Below are 20,193 nucleotides of genomic sequence, written 5' to 3' on the forward strand. Positions count from 1 at the left end.
GTCGCGGGTCAGTTTGAAATGCCGAGAGAACAAACCATACCTCAGCGGCTGAAGCGCACTTTATTCGAACCTCTTACGGCACGGCTGAAGCCGCGCCCTGATACAAAGCGATTCAAACTGACCCACGACCCGAGGGTGGAGGTTGCGAAAATGTGGACGACCGACCACACTAAAAGAAGAGATCAGGAAAGTGAGCCCAGGCATGGAGTTTTCCAGCCCCCCGCTTCCGACGCGCTCCGTGGCGGAGTCGCAGTCGGAGATGACCGAGCTGATTCTGCCCAACGACACGAACACCCTCGGCAATCTGCTGGGAGGGCGTCTCATGCATTTCATCGACCTTGTGGGCGCGATGGCCGCGTACCGGCATGCGAGAACGCATGTGGTGACGGCGTCGATGGACCACATCGACTTTATCGCGCCGGTACACGTGGGCGATCTGCTGATTCTGAAGTCGTCGCTCAACCGCGCCTTTCACACCTCGATGGAGGTGGGCGTGAAGGTATGGGTCGAGAACACGATCGCCGGGATGCATCGGCATGTGGGCTCGGCGTACCTGACGTTTGTGGCGGTGGATTCGCAGGGACGGCGGGTTCCGGTGCCGCAGCTGAAGCCGCAGAGCGAGGAAGAGCAGCGCCGTTATGACGATGCGGGACGCAGGAGAGAGCTGCGCCAGGAGGAGCTGCGCAGGAAGCGCGCATCGAGGCCGAATGAGGTCGCGGTGCAGGGTTCGGTAAGGCCGGGGCGTGTCTGAGAACCGCGCGGTGAGCACCGAACAGTGAGTACAGAACAGTGAGAGCTGCACTGTGCAGCGGAAGATATTTTTTAACCGGTAGGTAAAGGATTCTGGGTATGGCACACGGACATGCACACGCACCACAGGGGCCGGCGGCACTGCCGGGCGTCGCGAACATTGTCGCGGTCGGATCGGGCAAGGGCGGAGTGGGAAAGACCACGATTGCCGTGAATCTGGCGGTATCGCTGGCGAAGCTGGGGTATCGCGTGGGGCTGATCGACGCGGATATCTACGGGCCGAATGTGCCGCTGATGCTGGGCAGCAGCCAGCAGCCGCGCGTGCTGGCCAGCAACCAGATCGAGCCGAATGTGGCTCACGGCGTGAAGGTGATCTCGGTGGGCTTTCTGTCGCCGGGCGACAAGCCGATGGTGATGCGCGGGCCGATGCTGCACCAGATCATCCGCCAGTTTCTGCAGCAGGTGGAGTGGGGCGAGCTGGACTTTCTGCTGATCGATCTGCCGCCGGGTACGGGCGACGTGGTGATCTCGCTGGTGCAGACGGTTCCGCTGACCGGAGCGGTGGTGGTGTCGACACCCTCGGACGTGTCGCTGCAGGACGCGCGCAAGGCTCTGGAGATGTTTCATCAGGTGAATGTGAAGGTTCTGGGCATGGTCGAGAACATGAGCCACTTCACCTGCCCGCACTGCCATCAGGAGATCGATATTTTCTCAAAGGGCGGAGCGGAGCGCACGGCGAAGCAGTTCAGCATTCCCTTTCTGGGCTCGGTGGAGCTTGATCCGGAGATTCGCCACGGCGGGGATCATGGACTGCCGGTTGCGCTGGCCGGGCCTGACTCCGAACGCGCGGCGCCGCTGTATGCGATTGCCCGGCAGGTGGCGGAGCTGGCGAAGGCGGAGTCGGCGAAGGCGGAGAACGTCTTCGAGATCAGCTAGGGTCTGCTGCATAGAAGCGGCCGGGGATGAGAAAAGTAAATCCCTCGGCTTCGCTCGGAATGACAAGGTTTGAGGCGATATTCCCATGTCCGAAAACACGGATATGGGGCATCCGAAAAGCATAAAAAGAGGCAACCGCGAGCGGCTGCCTCTTTTTTCGTGGGTGGGGAGGTAGCTTTAGTGTGCGCCGACCGGCTTCGGAGAACCCGCTTCGAGCTCTGAGAGGCGCTTTGCCAGCAGCTTCTCGAGGTTTTCGAGAGCAGCGCTGAAGCCCTCGATGCCTTCCTTCAGCTTGTCATGCGCCATGCGGTCGGCGGCATGCATTTTGTTGAAGGTTTCTTCGTCGATGGTGAGCTTTTCGATCTCCAGCGTCTTCGCCTTTTCGGGATCGAGCCTGCGGGGCAGGTCGGCCTCGGTGGAGTCGAGCTCACCGAGCAGGTGCGGGGAGATGGTCAGCAGATCGCAGCCGGCGAGCTCAATGATTTCGCCGGTGTTGCGGAAGCTGGCGCCCATGACCACCGTCTTGTGACCGAACTTTTTGAAGTAGTTGTAGATGCGGGTGACGGACTGCACGCCGGGATCGTCCGCGCCCTGGTAGTCCTTGCCGGTGTCCTTCTTGTACCAGTCGAGGATGCGGCCGACGAAGGGCGAGATGAGCGTGACCTTCGCTTCAGCGCAGGCGATGGCCTGATGCAGGCCGAAGAGCAGCGTCAGGTTGCAGTGGATGCCTTCCTGCTCGAGCTTTTCGGCGGCGCGGATGCCCTGCCAGGTGGAAGCGATCTTGATGAGAATGCGCTCGCGCGAGATGCCGGCATCCTCATACTTCTTAATGATTGCCCGCGCCTGCTTCATCGTGGCTTCGGTGTCAAAGGACAGGCGGGCATCGACCTCGGTGGAGACGCGGCCGGGGATGATGGCCAGAATCTTCTTCCCGAAGGCGACGGCCAGATTCTCAAAGGCAAGCTTTGCGACATCGGTGTCCTTCGCGTCGTCGCCGAGCTTCTTTTTCGCGTCGAGCAGCACGTCATCGACGATCTGGCTGTACTGCGGCATCTGCGCTGCCGTGGTGATCAGCGAGGGATTTGTGGTTGCATCCTGCGGCCGGACCTTCTCGATCGCATCGATATCACCGGTGTCCGCGACCACGGTCGTCATTTCGCGCAACTGTTCGAGCAAACTCTTCGCCATCGTTTTTCTCCTTGTGGTCCCCGGAGTCCGATCTCCGGAAGCAATCCGTGACCCTGTCCTTCTTATTATCCATCCGTCCGGCGCGGGCTGCCGGGGAAATCCGGCGCCGCTCTGTGAAATTCGCCTGAACAGATTCAGGATAAAGCACTTTCTCTTTTCCTTAGGATGCCCGGGGCGGGCGAAAGGGAGCGCATCCTTGTTTTGAAGGTTTTGCTTTTGAGGATTTTGCGAGGAGAGGAAAGTGGTTGCGCCGGTATTCTCCGTCGGTAGAGGGAGAGCCTGAGCGGCCCTCCCCGTACTGCTTCTTTTATCGCGGCTGTTCAACGGCCGCAGCGCCGATGCTGTCGAGCGCGTCGAGGGCCTCGCCGGGCAGCTCGAGCGCCGCGGCTTTGAGGTTCTCGCGGAGATGCGCGACCGACGATGTGCCGGGGATGAGCAGGATATTCGGCGACCGGTGCAGGAGCCATGCAAGCGCGACCTGCATGGGGGCAGCGCCGAGTGACGCGGCCACTTCATCCAGCTTCGACGACTGCAGCGGCGAGAAGCCTCCCAGCGGGAAGTACGGCACATACGCGATGCCCTGGGCCGCCAGGGAGTCGATGAATCCGTCGTCGCCGCGCTGGGCTACGTTATAGAAGTTCTGGATGCAGACGATCCCGGTGATGGCCTGGGCTTCGGCGAGCTGTTTCGGAGAGACGGTGCTGAGGCCGATGTGCTGCACCAGTCCCTGCTGCTTCAGCTCGGCCAGCGCGGTGAGCGGCTCTTCGAGGGGCTCGTCGTCGGGCTCGGCGAAGCCGCCCAGGCGGAGATTGACGACATGGAGCGCGTCGAGGCCCAGGTTGCGCAGGTTGTCATGCACGGCGTCGATTACATCCTGGCGCGAGCGGGCGTGGAGCCATGAGCCATCGCTGCCGCGGCGCGCGCCGACCTTGGTCACGATAACGAGATTGCCGGGATAGGGGTGGAGCGCCTGCCGGATGAGCTGGTTGGTGACGTGCGGGCCGTAGAAGTCACTGGTGTCGATGTGGTTCACGCCGGAGGCGATGGCTTCGCGCAGAACGGCTATGGCGCCGGGGATATCGCGCGGAGGGCCCCAGACGCGCCTGCTGCCATCCTGCCCGGCGAGCTGCATGGCGCCGTAACCCATGCGGTTTACGGTGAGGGAGGTGCCGGGCAGGGAAAATGTCCCTCCGGAATGGGATTGCTCTGACATGGTTCTCCTCTGAAGATGACGGTATATACGCTGTGACCCGGAGCTTACAATCAGTCCATTAGATGAAGGAAGCTTCAGGTTGGGAGTTCGCATTTGCAGAAGCGATCGCAAAGCACGCTGGAGCCGCGAAAATCGCCGGTGCAGGCTCGTTCCGCCGCGAGCGTGGAGGCGGTTCTGAAGGCAACGATTCAGGTTTTGCTGAAGGCGGGCAGGGAGCGGCTGACGACCACGCGCGTCGCCGCCCGGGCCGGAGTCTCGGTCGGCACGCTGTACCAGTACTTCCCGAACAAGAGCGCGTTGCTGCGGGCGGCACTGCAGCGGCACATGGATGAGATTGTGTCGGCTATGGAGACGGTATGCCGCGAGCAGGCCGGCTCTTCGCTGGAGACGATGGCGACGGCGCTGGTGACGGGGTTTCTGGAAGCGAAGATGCGAGACCCGAAGACCAGCGTCGCGCTGTATGCGGTCAGCTCGGACGTGGATGGCGCAAGGATTTCGCGTGAGATGGGAATGAAGGCCAATCGCGCGATCGTTGCCATGCTTGCCACGGCGAAGGACGAGCTGACATCAGAGCCGCAGATGGTGGCCGCTATGCTGCAGGCGACCATGGCCGGGGTGAGCAGGAGGCTGCTCGAGTCTGCATCGCCGGAAGAGGATTACGAGAAGCTGCGCGATGAGCTGGTGTTCCTGGCGCGCGCGTATCTTCGCGCCTGCACGAAAGATCGCGCCCGGTATACGCAGCCCTCCCCACATGTGTCCGCGTCAGGAGCAGCCGCTTCCTGACGATCACGGGACGCGGCGTTTTTCAGGCAGAGATGACGGGGTTTTCGAGCGCCCCGATTCCCTCGATCCGCACCTTTACGCGGTCGCCGGGCTGCATGGGGCCGACGCCGGCGGGGGTTCCGGTGGGGATGACATCGCCGGGCATCAGGGTCATGGCTGCCGTGATATGGCGCAGAAGGACGGCGATGGGAAAGATGAGATCGAGGGTGGTGCCGTGCTGCTTCACCTCGCCGTTCAGAAGGGTTTCGACGGCGACTCCCGCTTCGGGATCGATTTCATCGGTGACGATCGGGCCCATAGGGCAGAAGGTGTCGAAGCCCTTGGCACGCGACCACTGGCCGTCGGATTTCTGCAGATCGCGCGCGGTGACGTCGTTGACGATGGTGTAGCCGCGAATGTAGCCGCGCACGTCTTCATCGGGGCCGATGCGGCTGGCCCGTCTGCCGATGACGACGGCGAGCTCGCCCTCGAAGTCGACGCGCTTCGAGAGGGACGGAATGCGGATGGCCTCGCCGGGCGCGATGACGGAGGATGGCGGCTTGAGGAAGAGCAGCGGCTCTTTGGGAACTTCGTTGCCCAGCTCCGCGGCGTGGTCGCGGTAGTTGCGGCCGATGCAGACGAGCTTTGAGGGAAGGACGGGAGCGAGCAGCCGGGCCTCGCTGAGCGGCAGGGGATGGAACGCCGCGGGGAATGGCGTCGTCCGGCGGTCCTCTTCAAAGGGCGGCAGGAGGCTTTCGATCCACAGCTCTCCATCGCGTCCGGCGACCGCGCCATACTGCGATCCGGCCTCGGTCTGAAAACGGCAATATCTCATGGCTTGTTCGATCCTGGTCTGTTATTCAGGCATGTGTGATTTTACGGTGTAGTGTCTCAGTTTGCCCGGGTCATTCCTCAGGGGCTGAAGCCCGACCGTTTTCGGCTCTCTACGGCACGACTGAAGTCGTACCCTGATACAAAACAGGATTTTCCGGCATCCTCTGAAATCCCTGCCTTTCAAACTGAGGCACTCCCGACTTTTTTACGGCTGCGGCTGTGACGGAAGCTCTTCTTCCACCTCGGGCGAGCGGGGGCTTTCGTTTCCGTCTTTGTCGAGGGCGCTGACGGACCAGGCATAGCGGGTGCCCGGCTGCACGGCGGCGTCGTGAAAAGAGGGAGCGGCGACGGGATGTCGGCTGGGTGAGGCGGGGGAAGTGCCGGAGAGCTCGCGGCGATAGATGGCGTATCCGGCGAGATCGGGCTCGGTGTCGGGCGCCCAGGAGAGGTCGATGGCTTTGCCCTGTTCGTCGGCCACGGCGACGAGGCCCTGGGGTACGGCGGGCGGGAAGATGTCCTTCGCATCGAGGGTGACGGGGCCGCCGGGCTCTCCGGAGGTCTCGACGGCATGCGTTTCGAGGGTCTGCTTCTGCACGCGCTCGGCGGTGTATCGCCAGAGGTGGTCGAGGGCGGCTCCGCGATCGAGGGCGATGCCGGGATCGCCGGCGGTCAGGTCGACTTCGAGGGTCTGCTCCTCGGGCGGGGGCGTTCCGGAGACTTCGGAGGGCTTTGGCGCCTTCGGCGGAGTGATCAGGATGCGGTGGATTCTGAGAACGGTGCCGCCGGTGACGGCGGCCTTCTGCCAGTGGAGGACGACGCCGTCGACGCGTGCCTCGGCCCTAAGGCCGGCGACAGAAGACGGAGCCTGGCCCGCGGCCAGGAAGGCGGAATTGGAGGGGCCCGCGGTTTTGCCGGCATGGTTCCGCAGCTCAAGGACATAGCTGAGCAGGCGCGGGGAGCCGGTGGTGAGATCCGCAGGCAAAGTATCGGTGAATTCCGCCGGTTTGCCGGGCATGGCGAGGATGTCGCCGGCGCTCTGGCAGGGGGCTGTTTCAACACGGCGGCAGATGTGCACGCGCTGACCGCCGACGAGAGTGACGCGGTCGGTGGTGCGGCGGGGCATGGTCCAGTGCAGGACCACGCTGCTTCCGGTTCGGACGGCGGTGAGGTTGGTGACCGGCTCGGGCAGCTTGAGACTGGGGGGCTGCGGCGCGGCGGCCAGACCGCAACCAGCCAGGAGAATGGGTGCTGTGGCCGCGATCGACGCCACAACTCGAAGGAAAACGCGCATGCCACACTCAGCGTAGCAGAGGGAGCGCAGCGGAGAGGGTTCAGAGAAGGTCTGCCAGGGCGGTGGCGATATCGGGAGCCTCGAAGGTGAATCCCGCGCGGAGAAGTCGGGCGGGAAGGACGCGCGTCGAGGCGAGCAGACCCTCTTCGGCCATGCCGCCGAGCGCGAGGCGCAGCGCGAAGGCCGGCGCGGCGAGAATGGCGGGCCGATGCAGGGCGCGGCCGAGGGCGCGGGTGAATTCAGCATTGGTGACCGGCTGCGGGGCGGTGAGGTTGACGGGACCGGCGATCGAGTCGTCGCGCAGGATGTGAAAGAGAGCGCTGAGCAGATCGGTAAGGGTGATCCAGCTCATCCACTGGCGGCCGTTGCCGAGTCTGGCACCGAGGCCGAGACGGAATGCGGGAAGCATTTTGGCCAGGGCGCCGTCATGCGCCAGGACGATGCCGAAGCGGAGGCTCACGACACGGATGCCGGCCTGCCGGGCCTCATGGGCAGCGGCCTCCCAGGCCTGGCAGGTCTCGGCGAGAAAGCCGTGGCCGGGCGCGCTGTCTTCGTTCAGGATTTCCTCGCCGCGGCTGCCGTAGAGGCCGGTAGCGGAGGCGCAGAGGAGCAGACGGGGAGGGTTTTTCAGGGTTTGCAGCAGGCGGACCAGGTGCCTGGTTGAATCCACTCTGCTGTGGAATATCTCTTCGCGGTATTGCTTTGTCCACCGGTGCGCGGCTACATTAGCGCCGGAAAGATGGAGGACGGCGTCGATGGCTTCGAGGCGGGAGGGATCGGCAACAGGATCGGAGCTTTGGGGGTTCCACTCGATCTCGTTTTCTTTGAGTGGTTTACGGCGGACGAGAGGGAAGGTATGAATCCGATGCGAGGGGGCGGCTCGTACGAAGGAAGAGCCGATGACGCCGGAGGCACCGCTGAGGAGTACTCGGCCGGGAAAGTCGAATGGCGGAGTCATGTGTCGAGAATCTTACAATTCAGCGACCAAAGTCTTTCAAACGGTGACAGATTTTTAGCGGTCTAAAAGTTATTCTGCCTGAGAAATACTTTCCGCGGTTTTAACCATCTTAGAACCAGCAGCATCGGCGGGAAGGCAGCGGTACCGGGGGGAGCTCGATATGGAAACGAAGAACAGTGATTCCGGTCTGCAGGTTGATCCGGCAAGCGCCGAAGCGTTTATTGCGGAAAAACGGATCGGGGAGCGCATCAAGCGTCTTCGCCTGAAGAGATCGATGGGTCTGGTGGAACTGGGGCGGCATACGGGCCTGTCGGCGAGCTTTCTCTCCCAGCTCGAGACCGGCCGGGTGGTGCCGACGCTGCGGAACCTGGCGCGCATCGCCATGGTCTTCAGCAAGGACCTCTCCTGGTTTTTCGAGCCTGAGCCGCACGCGCTCTTCCGCGTTCACAAGAAGAATGAGCGGGTCCGCCTGCCCCAGACGGGCGTCAGCGACCCCACGTACTACTTCGAGAGCCTGGGATACATGGTGCCGGACCGCTCGCTCGATCCCTACTATGCGGAGTTTCTGCCCCAGAAGAAGGCGCAGGAGATACGGCCGCACGTGCATCCGGGATACGAATTTCTCTACCTGCTGGAAGGCGAGCTGGAGATTCAGCACGGGGAGAAGAAGAGCATGCTGGAGCCGGGTGACAGCGTTTATTTTGACGCCAGCACGCCGCACTCCTACCGCTGCGAGGGCAAGGCTCCCGCGGTGGCGCTGATCGTTACGATGCACCAGCAGCATGCGCCGCAGCCGGTGGTGAATCTGCGTCCTCTGGGCGCTCCGCTGAGCCGGCCGGCCGCTTTGCCGCAGGAGCCGGTGCAGACGGGGCCGGCAACGGGCGCCAGCGCCGCAGCAGCGCTTCATCCGCCGCTGCAGCCGCGCCCGGCACACTCGCGGCTGCCGTAGACACGCGCTTTTTTGCTGATCAACGCACCGGTTCTATGCGCCGGTGCGTTTTCTATTTGTCGATTTCGCTCAGGAACAGCTCTTCGGCCTGACGCCAGTTGTCGATGCGGCGGTAGCCGGATACGCCGAAGTTGTGCGGCGCAGAGAAGAGAATGCCTTCGCCGCGAAAGCGGCAGAGCTGGCGGGGCTGGTCGTCGATCAGGTAGTCGGCGCTGAGGATGCTCTTGTCGCCGCAGAAGATGAAGCGATGGGGATCGAGGAAGGGAAAGTGGCGGCGCAGCCAGCGATACTTAGGGCCGAAGGAGTTGGGAAACTCCATGGCCGCGGTCGCGATGAAGATCTCGTAGTGTTCGCCGAGGGTGCGGAGAACGCGCTGGCTGTCTTCGATGACGGGCAGATCCTCGAAGAAGTCCTCGGAGCGGAGGTAGCCTTCGAGGCGCTCGTGGCGGTCGGCGGAGACTATATCCCACAGCCACTTGCCTTTCAGATCGGCGAGGGTGACGGCCTCATTGTGATCGCGGTTATAGCGGGCGATGTGCTCGGCGAGGGTGTCGGCGAGCACTTCGTCCATGTCGATGGCGATCCGCTTCATAGCTCCTCTTTACGGGAAGAGCGGGAGCGCTTCGGCTTCTCCGGCTCGATGGGCTCGGGCTCGGCCGGCTCCATGGCGGGATCGAACCAGAGGATGCGGCCACAGCTCTCGCAGATGAGCATCTCGCCGTTGCGAATCTGATTCCACATCTGCGGGCGCTGAAACATCTGGCAGGCGGTGCAGCGCTGGCCCTGGGCCCGCGCCAGGCCGGTGCCGCGGCCCCGCGCGACACGGTCATAGGTGGCGAGCGTGGCTTCGCCGACACGCGCGCGAAGCTGCTCGCGCTGCTGCGTCAGGGTCTCCATCTGCTGCTGCTGCTGCAGGGACGCGCCCCGCGCCTCTTCCTTTTCGCGCTCGACGAGCTTTGTGTGTCCGGCGAGATCAAGCTGCGCCTCGTGCCGGCGGGCTTCGAGGGCTTCGGAGCGCTCCATGCTTTCGATCTCGACGTCTTCGATTTTGCGGATCTCGGCCTGAGCGAAGCCGATTTCATGCTGGAGGGCCTGGAACTGCTCGTTGGTTTTGACGCCGCTGAGCTGATCGCGGAACTTCGCGATCTTCTGCTGATGGTCCTTGATATCGCTTTCGAGACGGCGACGGCGGGCTTCCTCGTCCTTCAGCGATTTTTCGGCGGCTTCGAGCGCAGCCTTTTGAGAGCGCAGCTTTTCTTCAAGCGCGGCCAGGTGGGCAGGCAGAGCGGCGATGGCCGTACGCAACTGCGCAATCTGCTGGTCGGCCTCCTGGAGTGGGATGAGAGCTTCGAGATCGGCATTCATTGTGGAAAGAGGAAGTCTAGCAGCTTTGCGAGGAGCGGAGGCTGAGGTGGCACCGGATAGAATCGGATTGTGACCTCAAACCAGCCTGACGATCCGCAGGACAGGCGATCTTTTCGCGCTCCCTGGGCCGCCTTCTGGGCCGCCCTGCTTGTCCGTCTTGCTTACATGACCTTTGCGCACACCTATCACCTGCGCACATGGGATCAGCACTTTCCCTTCGGTTATGAGATGGGCCGGATTGCGCGCGCTCTGGTGACGGGATATGGCTATGCCGATCCGTTTCACGGTCATAGTGGACCGACGGCGTGGGTGCCTCCGCTGTATCCGCTGGCGCTGGCGGCGGACTTCAGGTTCTTCGGCGTGTACACAAATCTGGCCGCGTGGGTGATTCTGGCCTTCAACTGCGTGCTCTCGGCGTTCACGGTGCCGTTTATCTGGGAGATTGGCGCGCGGTGCTTCAACCGGAAGATTGCGCTGTGGTCGGCGTGGCTGTGGGCGCTTTACCCGGCGGCGATGCAGTATGCGGTGAAGTGGGTGTGGGAGATGACGCTCACCACCTGGCTGTTTGCCTGGGTGCTGGTGCTGGCGCTGCGCATGCGGAATGTGGGCGGGCCGCCTGAAGATGCGGGAAAGACTGCGACCGCGCCGCGCTGGGCGGCGTTCGGACTGCTGTGGGGACTGATCGCGCTGAGCAATCCGTCGCTGCTGCTGTTTCTGCCGGTGTGCGGGTTGTGGGTTCTTTTTGGAACTCCATTCTCGAAGCGACAGGCGTGGAGGCGTCAGTTTTTCAGCGCGGTGCTGGCCACGTGCGTCTTTGCGGCGTGCCTGGCGCCGTGGGCGTATCGCAACTGGCTAGCCTTCCATAAGTTCATTCCCATACGCGCTAATTTCGGCGTGGAGCTGTATCTGGGCAATGGTAACGGAGCCACCGGGCTGCTGATGGGCTATGACCATCCGTTTGAGGCGCCGGATCAGTTCCGGCTGTACAAGCAGATGGGCGAGATTGCGTATGCGAAGATGCGCGGCGAAATGGCGAAGAAGATCATCCTCGGCGATCCGATGCGTTTTGTGAGACTGTCGCTGCGGAGGGTCTACTACTTCTGGTTCAGCGTGCCGCACCCGGCCGATGAAGGGTTTCTGAACGAGTACGGACGGAACATCAACTTCCAGTTCACCAGCCTGGCTGCGCTGTTCGGACTGTTGCTGGCGCTGCGGCGGCGTGTGCCGGCAGCATGGCTGTTTGCGTGGGCCTTTGCGCTGCTGCCGCTGACCTACTACCTGGTGACGGTGCATGCGCGCTTCCGGCATCCGCTGGAGCCGCTGATGGATATTCTTGCGGTGTATCTCTTCCAGTCGGCGGAAAAGAGCTGGAAGATTAAGTGGTTTTCGCGGGGCGGCAGGGCAGAGCTGTCTGCGCCGGCCGCGTCCGCGCGTTCCTGAACGAGGGAGGGGAAGTCCGCATGAGCCTGCCGCTGGCGCTCGAAGACAAAGTGGTTCTGGTGACCGGAGGGTCGCGCGGGATCGGCGCGGCGACGGTGCGGCTCTTTCGCCAGGCGGGAGCCAGGGTGGTCTTCAACTACCGCTCGGCGAAGGCTCAGGCAGAGGCTCTGGTTGCGGAGTGCGGCGGCGGGGCGTTCTGCGTGGCGGTCGAGCAGGAGCTGTCTTCTCCGGCGGAGGGTCGCGCGCTGGTCGGGAAGACGGTGGATGCGTTTGGCCGCATCGACGCGCTGGTGGTGAATCATGGCGTGTGGCCACCGAAGGATGCTCCGATTGCAGAGATGGCTGAGGCGCAGTGGAAGACGACGCTGGCGGTAAACCTAGACAGCGTCTTCGGGCTGGTGCAGGCGGCTGTCGCAGAGATGAAGCGGCAGGGTGCTGCTGCGTCCGGGCATGCGGCCGGGCATATTGTGCTGATCAGCTCGACGGCGGGACAGCGCGGCGAAGCCTTCCACGCCGATTATGCGGCCAGCAAGGGCGCGCTGATCAGCATGACGAAGGGGCTGGCGACGGAGCTGGCGCCGCACGGCATCTACGTGAACTGCGTTGCGCCGGGATGGGTGGCGACGGAGATGTCGGCTCCGGCTCTGGGGAATCCGGCGATGCGGGAGCGGATTTTTGCGGCGATTCCGCTGGGGCGGGTGGCCGACCCTATGGAGATTGCCGGGCCGATTGTGTTTTTGTGCACGCCGCTTGCCGGCTTTATGACCGGAGAGATCGTCAATGTAAATGGAGGAGCGGTTCTGGTCGGCTGACGATGAGGAAAATAACGCTTCTGTCTCTTGCGATGGCTCTGAGCTTTGTCTGCGCGGCCGCGGTACACGCGCAGAGTGCACCGCCTGTTCCGGAAGATGCCGCGGCGAAGGCCAACCAGGTGAAGGCGCGCGCGGTGCTGGATGCGATGGTGACGGCGCTGGGCGGGCCGCTGTGGCTGAACCTGCAGAACTCCTACATTGAGGGGCGGACGTCGGGCTTTTATCAGGGCAAGCCGACGGGCGCGATCACGCAGCTGTATGAATTTCGCGTCTTCCCGGACAAAGAACGTCTGGAGCTGACGAAGAAGCGCAACGTGGTGGAGATCTATACCGGCGATCAGTGCTGGGAAGATACCTACCGGGGAAAGCGGGCGCAGCTGAAGGAGCCGTGCGACGACTATATGCGGCGGCGGGATCACTCGATCGATGTGGCGATTCGCGCGTGGCTGAAAGATCCGAATACGGTGCTGATTTATGAGGGGCAGGGGCTTTCGGAGCGGCACCTGGCAGATCAGGTGACGCTGATCTCAGCATCGAACGACTCGATCACCATCAAGATGGACGCCGATTCGCATCTGCCGCTGAGCCGCAGCTTTCAGTGGCGCGATCCTCTGTACAAGGACAAGAACACGGAGCTCGAGGAGTACGACGACTACCACACGATTCAGGGGATTCCGACGCCGTTCACCATCACGCGCTTCCACAACGGCGACATGACCAACCAGCGGTTTGTCTTTAAGGCGGCGTATAACGTGGACCTGCCTCCGAACCCCTTCGACGCCGATTACTGGGGAAACAAGCTGAAGAAGTAGAAGAGCAGCTAAGAAGCGGTCAGCTAAAAACCGGTTAGCTAAGAACCGGTCAGCCAAAGAGCGGCCAGCGAAAGAGCGGATAGCGAAGAAGCGGATAGTAAAAAGCGGATAGCGGTAAAGCAGTCAGTGAAGAAGCAGTCAGTGAAGAAGCGGTCAGCCAGGAAGTAAGCAGCGGCAAAGCAGGTAGCGCCTCATAAGGAAAGCTCTGAAAGTGGAACGACTGTCAAAGACAGCATCAGGGCCTCTGTCTCGCTTATGTTCTCGCTGACCGTTTCACTGCTGGCCGGTTTTTAGCTGACCGCCTTACCGCTGACTGCTTTATCCCTATGTTCTCGCTGACCGTTTCTTCGCTGGCCGGTTTATAGCTGGCCGCCTTATCGCTGACTGCTTTATCGTTGTTTTGACAGCTTCTTTCGCGCGGCGATGAGGCGGCGGCGCTCGTGCTGCGGCATGGCCAGAACATCCTTCGTTCTCTTGGGCAGCTTTGCGAAGACCAGATCGCGCGCGTACTGCAGGTGCTGCTTCAGCTCATGGACGGGGAAGACGTCCCAGCGCTCAATGGCGACCCAGTGGGCGCGGGCCAGATACGGCGCCGGGATGACGCCTTCGATCTCGACGAGTTCGGCGAAATGCTCCGGGCCAGCGGCGAATCCGAGCACCGTTTTTTCGGGGGCCAGGTTGGCGATGGCGAACATTTTGCCGCCGATGGATTTGTCTCCAACCCAGAAGACGAGGTTTTCGCCCCACTGCATCGTTTCTTCAGCGTGAGGCAGGGTCAGCAGCCATTCGCGGAGGATTTCGACGTTCACTGTCCGGCGAACTCGCTGCGTTTGCGGCTGTAGGTGAAGTAGATGACAAGGCCGATGGCCAGCCAGAGAAAGAAGCGCAGCCAGGTCATGATGGGCAGTCCGGCCATCAGCAGGATGCAGAAGATGATGCTGAGCACGGGCAGGACGGGTCCTCCGGGACAGCGGAAGCCGCGATGGCGGCCGGGATCTTTATAGCGCAGGATGAGCACGCCGGCGGAGACGAGGACGAAGGCGAAGAGCGTGCCGATGTTGGACAGGTCAGAAAAGGTGCCGATGTCGAGCAGTCCGGCGGGCAGGCCCACGACGAATCCGGCGACCCAGGTGGAGACGGCGGGGGTGCGGAAGCGCGGGTGAACGCGGGAGAAGATCGAAGGCAGCAGGCGGTCGCGCGACATGGCGAACCAGACGCGCGCCTGGCCGATCTGGAAGACGAGGATCGAGGAGATCATGCCGAGCAGAGCGCCGATGAGGACGATCAGGTGGACCCAGTGCAGGGTGTGTCCGCCCTGGGTGACGGAGATTCTGCGCAGGGCATTGACGACCGGAGCGGCGTCATCGACGAGCGTGGACCATTTGACGAGGCCGGTGAGCACGACGGCGACTCCGATGTAGAGCACGGTGCAGACGACCAGCGTGGCGAGGATGCCGATGGGGACATCGCGCTGCGGATTACGGCACTCTTCGGCGGCGGTGGAGACGGAGTCGAAGCCGATGTAGGTGAAGAAGATGATGGAGCCGCCGGTGAGCACGCCGGACCATCCGTTGGGATAGAAGGGGTGCCAGTTATCGGGATGGATGAAGTGCGAGCCGACGGCGATGAAGATGATGATGGCCGCGATCTTGAGCAGCACCATGATGTTGTTGGTCTCTGCCGATTCGCGGATGCCGCGCACCAGCACGATGGTGAGCAGCATGACGATGAGAAACGCGGGCAGATTGAAGCCGAAATGCCAGCCGGGGGTGTAGAGCGTGTGTCCCTGAAAGTCCTGCAGGCCGGAGGGCAGATAGGCCGGCGAGATCCAGCGCGCGGAGGGATGGATGCCGAACCAGTCGAGGAAGTCGACGATATGCGCGGCAAAGCCGACGCAGACGGCCATGTTGGAGAAGGCGTATTCGAGGATCAGATCCCAGCCGATAATCCACGCGATCAGCTCGCCCATCGTTGCGTAGGTATAGGTGTATGCGGAACCGGCGATGGGGATCATCGAGGCCAGCTCGGCGTAGCAAAGGCCGGTGAAGGCACAGACGATGGCGACGAGCACGAGCGAAAGCGCGAGCGCGGGGCCTGCTCCGGGACGGCCGGCGAGCGCGGTGTGATGGACTATGTAATCGAGCAGGGGCGTGTTGAAGATGGAGGAGGTGTCGAACTTTTCGCCGGCGATGGCGGTGCCGATGACGGTGAAGATGCCTGAGCCGATGACCGCGCCGATGCCGAGAGCTGTAAGCGAAACCGGCCCGAGGGTCTTCCTCAGGCTGTGCTCGGGGTTCTCCGAGTCGCTGATCAGCTTGTCGATGGATTTACAGGCGAGAAGTTGTTTCGGCAGGGTCCGGCTCCTCTGAAAGCACTGAATCACGGGGAGCTTTCATCCCCTGCGAGCGCGGCTCGCTGGGGGGAAGTGTAACCGGTCGCTCCGGCTCCGCAAAAGTACCGATTTTACGGAGCCGGACGCGAGCTGCGATGGCGGCTGTCTACCGCTTGCCCTGCCCGCGCACCAGTTTCCTGACCTTCTTCTTGTTCGAGCCGCGCGCGGTGGTGCGGGCGGCCTTCGGCGCGGCTTTTTTACGGGCCGTGCGCTTTACCTTTTTCCGTTCTGCTTTGTCTTCGATTGTTTTTGTGTTTGCCATTTCTATCCTTCGTCTTATGAGCGCCGGCTCTCACAGCCGTTCGAGCTGGGCGAATTTTTCCACCAGCTTTTTTACGCCGAACTTTGAAAATTGTACCGTAACCTTCGCGTCTTCCCCGTCTCCTTCGCGCCGGAAGACCACGCCATCGCCGTATTTGGGATGACGGACACGCTGCCCGCTCTTAAAACCGGTGGCCCCGGCCGGCTCGGGTATATCGATTTTGGGGCGTGAGCTTTTTGCGGCGGAGGCGCCGCGTCCGCCGAAGAACTGAGCGATGTTATCGAGCGATCCTGGACCGCCGCGGGCCGGGCGGGCGCTGCCGCCGGACTGGGAGTGTGACGACTGGGGGCGTTGAGACGAATAGGACGAGCTCTGATCCTCGTCCTCGTAGCTGTAGTGGCGGCCGCCGAAGTCGTCGCCGCCGCGTCCGAAGCGGGACTGGCCGCCGTAGGCGCCCCATGAGGTCTGGCGCTGCTGCGATCCGCCGAGATCTTCGATGAGCTGCGAGGGAATCTCTTCGAGAAAGCGGGAGGGCATGCTGGCCTCGGGCATGTCGTTCCCGTAGCGGCGGCGATAACGCGCGCGGGTGACGAAGAGGGTATCCATGGCGCGGGTGAGGCCGACGTAGCAGAGGCGGCGCTCCTCTTCCATCTGATTGGGATCGGTCAGCGTACGCGAGTGAGGGAAGAGACCCTCCTCCATGCCGGCGAGGACGACCATGGGGAATTCGAGGCCCTTGGCGGCGTGCAGCGTCATGAGCGTGACGCGCGCGTCGGGATTGTACTGATCGGCATCGCTGACCAGGGCGGCATGGTCGAGGAACTCGGCCAGGGTTTCGCCGCGCTCCTGAGCGTCCTGCGCGGCATTGGCGAGCTCCTTCAGATTTTCAATGCGCGAGAAGGCCTCGGGCGTGTTTTCTTCTTCGAGCGAGCGGATGTAGCCGGTGCGGTCGATGAGGAATTTGATCAGCTCGGGCAGAGTGGCGGGGTCGCCGGGGGCGCGGAAGCCCTCGACGGCGGTTGCGGCCGCCTCGATCTTTGCCGGCGTAATGGCCTTTACCGACGTGATGCCGGCCTTTTTTGAAGCTGCCGCGTGGGCGACCTGAGGCTCGTCGGCAAAGGGGTTGAAGGAGGTCGCGTCGAGTTCTTCCGCCGCGGGCGATGTTTCGTCATCGCCGGGATGGAAAAGCGCGAGGCTGCCCTGGGCAGAGTCGCCGAAGTCGAAGCTGGTGTCGGAATCCCGTGTATCTGCTGCGGCGACGTCGAAGCCGGTATCCGCGCTGTCATTCGTCTCGGCGTCGGAGGCGACGTCGCCTGTCAGCTTTTCAGCAAAGCCGGGAGCGAGCATCGCATGCGCATCCTGAATGACTTTGCGGAAGATATCGAGCGCGGCCAGGGCACGGGCGGGCAGCAGCTTCTCTTTCAGCGCCTGCCCAATCGCATTCCACGTACTGGTGCCGGTGGTAAGCGCGATCCGTTCGAGCGTCTCAACGGTGGTCTTGCCGATGCCGCGCGCGGGTGTGTTGACGACGCGCTGCAGGGCGATGGAGTCGTCGTGGTTCTGGACGAGCTTGAGGTAGCTGAGCAGGTCCCTGATCTCCGCGCGCTCGTAGAAGGAGAAACCGCCGACCATGGTGTAGGCGATACCGTAGCGGCGCATGGCCTCTTCAATGAGCCGCGACTGCGAGTTGGTGCGGTAGAGGACGGCGGCCTTTGGCTGCTCCTGTTCGGCTCCTGCTTTGCGGAGGTACTTCTGAATGCTGTCGGCGATGAAGAGCGCTTCGTTTTCGCCGTCGGGCGCTTCGTAGTAGCCGATCAGAGCACCGCCCTCGCGGGAGGTCCAGAGCCGCTTTCCCTTGCGCTGGGCGTTGCGGGAGACGACGGCGGAGGCCGCTTCAAGGATGATCTGCGTGGAGCGGTAGTTCTGTTCGAGGCGGATGGTCTTTACGCCGGGGAAGTCCTTCTCGAACTCGAGGATGTTGCGGATGTCGGCGCCGCGCCAGGAGTAGATGCTCTGATCCTCGTCGCCGACGACGCAGACATTTTTGTCCGGCCCGGCGAGCAGCTTCATCAACTCGTACTGCGGGCGGTTGGTGTCCTGGTACTCGTCGATAAGCAGGTAGCGGTAGCGGCGGTTGTAGCGCTCGCGGACTTCGCTCGAGGATTTGAGCAGGCGGACGGCTTCGAGCAGCAGGTCGTCGAAGTCGAGGGCGTTGTTCTGGCGCAGCTCTTTTCGGTAGGCCTCGAAGATGTGGGCGATCTTTTCGCCGACGGGGTCGGAGGACTGCAGGTAGTACTCCTGCGGGTCGATCATGTGGTTCTTGGCCCAGGAGATTTTCGACAGCACCACGCGCGGCGTGAGCTGTTTGTCGTCGAGGCCCATGCGGCGCATGGCCGCTTTGACGACCGCCTGCTGATCGTTTTCGTCGTAGATGGCGAAGGACCGGGTGAGGCCTTCACTGCCGATCTTCAGCGCTTCGATATCGCGCCGCAGCATGCGGACGCAGAAGGAGTGAAAGGTGGCGATCAGCGGCCTGGCGAGCGGGGAGTGGCCCATGAGCTTGTCGATGCGCTCGCCCATCTCCTTCGCGGCCTTGTTGGTGAAGGTGACGGCGAGGATGGAGTCGGGCGAGACGCCGCGCTCTTCGATCAGGTAGGCGATGCGATGGGTGATGACGCGCGTTTTGCCGGAGCCCGCGCCGGCGAGGATAAGCACCGGCCCATCGACGGCCTCGACGGCTTCACGCTGCTGGGGATTCAGTTTGTCGAGTAAGTGCCGCAAAGGGTATCCGGTTCGATAGTCTCATTTCAGTGTAGCGGTTTTTTCAAAACGTCTTGCCTTACGAAAAAGTAAGGAATATGATTTCAGGTAAGGAAGCTTTGATGAGCAGAACAACAGTTACATCCAAGGGGCAAGTTACGATCCCTGCCGATGTTCGCGACCAACTCGGCCTCAAGGCCGGGGACAGGCTTGAGTTTGTTCTTAACGAGAAAACCGGGCACTTTGAGATGATTCCGGCGACTCTCTCCATTCGTTCGCTGAAGGGCATTCTGCCAAAGCTCAAGACCCCGCTTTCGGTTCGCGAGATGAACGAGATTATCGCTGAAGAGGGCGCGTCACGCGGATGATCGGCATCGATACGAATGTACTGGTGCGATATCTTCAGCAGGACGACCCCTCCCAGAACGGAAAGGCCAACGCGCTGATTGGTTCCCTGAGCAGCGATCAGCGAGGCTACGTCTCGCTGATTACTCTGGCCGAGGTCGTTTGGGTGCTCAACCGCAAATTCAAACTCGAACGCAGAGCTCTTGTGCAGATTGTCGACTCTCTTTTGAGAGTGCAGGAGCTTGTCATTGAACAAGCAGACGTGGTGCGCAAAGCCTTGTATCTCTACGAAGATTCAAAGGCAGGATTTTCCGATTGTCTTGTCTCGCAACTGGGCCGCGCGGCCGGATGTGACTACACCGTGACCTTCGATCAGTCTACCGCAAAAACTGCAGGAATGAAGCTTCTTTGATATCCCGGTATTTCGAATATGCTCAAAAGTAAAAAGTGGATCTGCGTTTTCTGCGGGTCAGCGGATGGAGCCTCGCCCGCATATCTTGAAACTGCCCGCTGCCTGGGGCGCCTCATCGCCGGGCAGGGTCACGGCCTGGTCTACGGCGGCGCAACCGTGGGCGCGATGGGCGCGGTGGCCGATGCGGCGCTGGGCACCGGCGGCGAGGTGGTCGGCGTGATTCCCGACGTGATCATGGACCGCGAGATCGGTCACACCGGCCTGACGGAGCTGCACGTGGTGCGCACGATGCACGAGCGCAAGGCGCTGCTGGCTGAGAGAGCCGATGCCTTTGTCGCGCTGCCGGGAGGGTACGGCACACTCGATGAGTTCATCGAGATTCTGACCTGGGCGCAGCTTCGTATTCACGCGAAGCCGTGTGTCTTCGTGAATGTCGGCGGCTACTACGACGGGCTGCTGGCGTTCTTCGATCGCGCGGTTGCGGAGGGGTTTATCAAAGCGGAAAACCGCGGCCTGATTCTGGTGGCAAAGGATGCGGCGGAGGCGGTTGGGATCATCGAGCGCGCGTGGAATCTAAGGGAAGAGGCTCCGGCGCACGATGCGAGGCTGGATGAGCTGGTGAAGTGAGCTTGCGGAGCAGCGAGTCAGCGAGTCAGCTAAAAACCAGCAGTCAGGCATAAGACGTCCAGGGATAAAACGATCAGCAAAATCA

General features: G+C 62.4%; 21 protein-coding genes. 10 read left to right on the forward strand and 11 right to left on the reverse strand.

Translation table 11 applies throughout. The annotated features are described in order from the left end of the window. The first annotated feature begins 202 nt into the window (after positions 1 to 202). Complete coding sequence (locus D0Y96_RS09995; protein ID WP_117299255.1) at positions 203 to 751, forward strand: acyl-CoA thioesterase; 549 nt, start codon at positions 203 to 205, stop codon at positions 749 to 751. A gap of 98 nt (positions 752 to 849) precedes the next feature. Further along, a complete protein-coding gene (locus D0Y96_RS10000) occupies positions 850 to 1,686 on the forward strand; it encodes an Mrp/NBP35 family ATP-binding protein (protein WP_117299257.1) in 837 nt (278 codons plus the stop codon). A 177-nt stretch (positions 1,687 to 1,863) separates the two neighbouring features. Here D0Y96_RS10000 and D0Y96_RS10005 read toward each other — a convergent pair whose 3' ends face one another. Further along, a complete protein-coding gene (locus D0Y96_RS10005; RefSeq protein ID WP_117299259.1) occupies positions 1,864 to 2,874 on the reverse strand; it encodes a transaldolase in 1,011 nt (336 codons plus the stop codon). A 307-nt stretch (positions 2,875 to 3,181) separates the two neighbouring features. Next, positions 3,182 to 4,087 carry an aldo/keto reductase family oxidoreductase gene (locus D0Y96_RS10010; protein WP_117299261.1) on the reverse strand — a complete coding sequence of 302 codons (906 nt, stop codon included), beginning with the start codon at positions 4,085 to 4,087 and terminating at the stop codon, positions 3,182 to 3,184. A gap of 93 nt (positions 4,088 to 4,180) precedes the next feature. On the opposite strand from D0Y96_RS10010, the gene D0Y96_RS10015 reads away from it, so the two are divergent. After that, positions 4,181 to 4,870, forward strand: a complete 690-nt coding sequence (locus D0Y96_RS10015; protein WP_117299263.1) for a TetR/AcrR family transcriptional regulator — start codon at positions 4,181 to 4,183, stop codon at positions 4,868 to 4,870. A 22-nt stretch (positions 4,871 to 4,892) separates the two neighbouring features. Here D0Y96_RS10015 and D0Y96_RS10020 read toward each other — a convergent pair whose 3' ends face one another. From D0Y96_RS10020 to D0Y96_RS10030, 3 genes are all read right to left on the reverse strand, one after another. Continuing rightward, complete coding sequence (locus D0Y96_RS10020) at positions 4,893 to 5,684, reverse strand: fumarylacetoacetate hydrolase family protein (protein WP_117299265.1); 792 nt, start codon at positions 5,682 to 5,684, stop codon at positions 4,893 to 4,895. 204 nt (positions 5,685 to 5,888) lie between these two features. Continuing rightward, positions 5,889 to 6,974: a fibronectin type III domain-containing protein gene (locus tag D0Y96_RS10025; protein WP_147325001.1), complete on the reverse strand. Its 1,086-nt coding sequence runs from the start codon at positions 6,972 to 6,974 to the stop codon at positions 5,889 to 5,891. 40 nt (positions 6,975 to 7,014) lie between these two features. Beyond that, positions 7,015 to 7,932, reverse strand: coding sequence for a TIGR01777 family oxidoreductase (locus D0Y96_RS10030; protein ID WP_117299269.1), 918 nt, complete (start codon positions 7,930 to 7,932; stop codon positions 7,015 to 7,017). Between the two features lie 160 nt (positions 7,933 to 8,092). On the opposite strand from D0Y96_RS10030, the gene D0Y96_RS10035 reads away from it, so the two are divergent. Beyond that, positions 8,093 to 8,881 (forward strand): helix-turn-helix domain-containing protein, encoded by a 789-nt coding sequence (locus D0Y96_RS10035; RefSeq protein WP_117299270.1) that lies wholly within the window; start codon positions 8,093 to 8,095, stop codon positions 8,879 to 8,881. Positions 8,882 to 8,933: 52 nt separating this feature from the next. On the opposite strand, the gene D0Y96_RS10040 is transcribed toward D0Y96_RS10035, so the two are convergent. Both D0Y96_RS10040 and D0Y96_RS10045 read right to left on the reverse strand, forming a co-directional pair. Further along, positions 8,934 to 9,473, reverse strand: a complete 540-nt coding sequence (locus D0Y96_RS10040; RefSeq protein ID WP_252263638.1) for a 5' nucleotidase, NT5C type — start codon at positions 9,471 to 9,473, stop codon at positions 8,934 to 8,936. Then, a complete protein-coding gene (locus tag D0Y96_RS10045) occupies positions 9,470 to 10,246 on the reverse strand; it encodes a zinc ribbon domain-containing protein (protein WP_117299272.1) in 777 nt (258 codons plus the stop codon). The genes D0Y96_RS10040 and D0Y96_RS10045 overlap by 4 nt, the downstream gene beginning before the upstream one ends. A gap of 69 nt (positions 10,247 to 10,315) precedes the next feature. On the opposite strand from D0Y96_RS10045, the gene D0Y96_RS10050 reads away from it, so the two are divergent. From D0Y96_RS10050 to D0Y96_RS10060, 3 genes are read left to right on the forward strand one after another with little or no spacing between them, the layout of a single operon-like run. Continuing rightward, the gene (locus D0Y96_RS10050) at positions 10,316 to 11,686 is read left to right on the forward strand and encodes an ArnT family glycosyltransferase (protein WP_350449028.1); all 1,371 of its coding nucleotides are present in this window, start codon (positions 10,316 to 10,318) and stop codon (positions 11,684 to 11,686) included. A gap of 20 nt (positions 11,687 to 11,706) precedes the next feature. Beyond that, the gene (locus tag D0Y96_RS10055; protein WP_117299794.1) at positions 11,707 to 12,498 is read left to right on the forward strand and encodes an SDR family NAD(P)-dependent oxidoreductase; all 792 of its coding nucleotides are present in this window, start codon (positions 11,707 to 11,709) and stop codon (positions 12,496 to 12,498) included. A gap of 2 nt (positions 12,499 to 12,500) precedes the next feature. Beyond that, the gene (locus D0Y96_RS10060) at positions 12,501 to 13,310 is read left to right on the forward strand and encodes a hypothetical protein (protein WP_117299274.1); all 810 of its coding nucleotides are present in this window, start codon (positions 12,501 to 12,503) and stop codon (positions 13,308 to 13,310) included. Between the two features lie 389 nt (positions 13,311 to 13,699). On the opposite strand, the gene D0Y96_RS10065 is transcribed toward D0Y96_RS10060, so the two are convergent. The 4 genes from D0Y96_RS10065 to D0Y96_RS10080 all read right to left on the reverse strand — a co-directional run bounded on the left by D0Y96_RS10065 (position 13,700) and on the right by D0Y96_RS10080 (position 18,745). Beyond that, positions 13,700 to 14,119 (reverse strand): MmcQ/YjbR family DNA-binding protein, encoded by a 420-nt coding sequence (locus D0Y96_RS10065; protein WP_117299276.1) that lies wholly within the window; start codon positions 14,117 to 14,119, stop codon positions 13,700 to 13,702. Further along, complete coding sequence (locus tag D0Y96_RS10070; protein ID WP_350449029.1) at positions 14,116 to 15,693, reverse strand: amino acid permease; 1,578 nt, start codon at positions 15,691 to 15,693, stop codon at positions 14,116 to 14,118. Before D0Y96_RS10070 ends, D0Y96_RS10065 begins: the two co-directional genes overlap by 4 nt. Positions 15,694 to 15,808: 115 nt before the next feature. Beyond that, positions 15,809 to 15,964, reverse strand: a complete 156-nt coding sequence (locus D0Y96_RS10075; protein WP_199480226.1) for a hypothetical protein — start codon at positions 15,962 to 15,964, stop codon at positions 15,809 to 15,811. 30 nt (positions 15,965 to 15,994) lie between these two features. Next, positions 15,995 to 18,745: an ATP-dependent helicase gene (locus tag D0Y96_RS10080; protein ID WP_117299278.1), complete on the reverse strand. Its 2,751-nt coding sequence runs from the start codon at positions 18,743 to 18,745 to the stop codon at positions 15,995 to 15,997. A gap of 77 nt (positions 18,746 to 18,822) precedes the next feature. Between D0Y96_RS10080 and D0Y96_RS10085 the strand changes: the two genes are divergently transcribed. From D0Y96_RS10085 to D0Y96_RS10095, 3 genes are read left to right on the forward strand one after another with little or no spacing between them, the layout of a single operon-like run. Beyond that, positions 18,823 to 19,092, forward strand: a complete 270-nt coding sequence (locus D0Y96_RS10085; protein WP_199480227.1) for an AbrB/MazE/SpoVT family DNA-binding domain-containing protein — start codon at positions 18,823 to 18,825, stop codon at positions 19,090 to 19,092. Further along, positions 19,089 to 19,481 (forward strand): type II toxin-antitoxin system VapC family toxin, encoded by a 393-nt coding sequence (locus D0Y96_RS10090; protein WP_117299280.1) that lies wholly within the window; start codon positions 19,089 to 19,091, stop codon positions 19,479 to 19,481. Before D0Y96_RS10085 ends, D0Y96_RS10090 begins: the two co-directional genes overlap by 4 nt. Positions 19,482 to 19,499: 18 nt before the next feature. Continuing rightward, positions 19,500 to 20,108 (forward strand): LOG family protein, encoded by a 609-nt coding sequence (locus D0Y96_RS10095; protein ID WP_117299282.1) that lies wholly within the window; start codon positions 19,500 to 19,502, stop codon positions 20,106 to 20,108. Positions 20,109 to 20,193: the final 85 nt, after the last annotated feature.

It is taken from the genome of Paracidobacterium acidisoli (genome assembly GCF_003428625.2).
GTDB classification, from domain to species: domain Bacteria; phylum Acidobacteriota; class Terriglobia; order Terriglobales; family Acidobacteriaceae; genus Paracidobacterium; species Paracidobacterium acidisoli.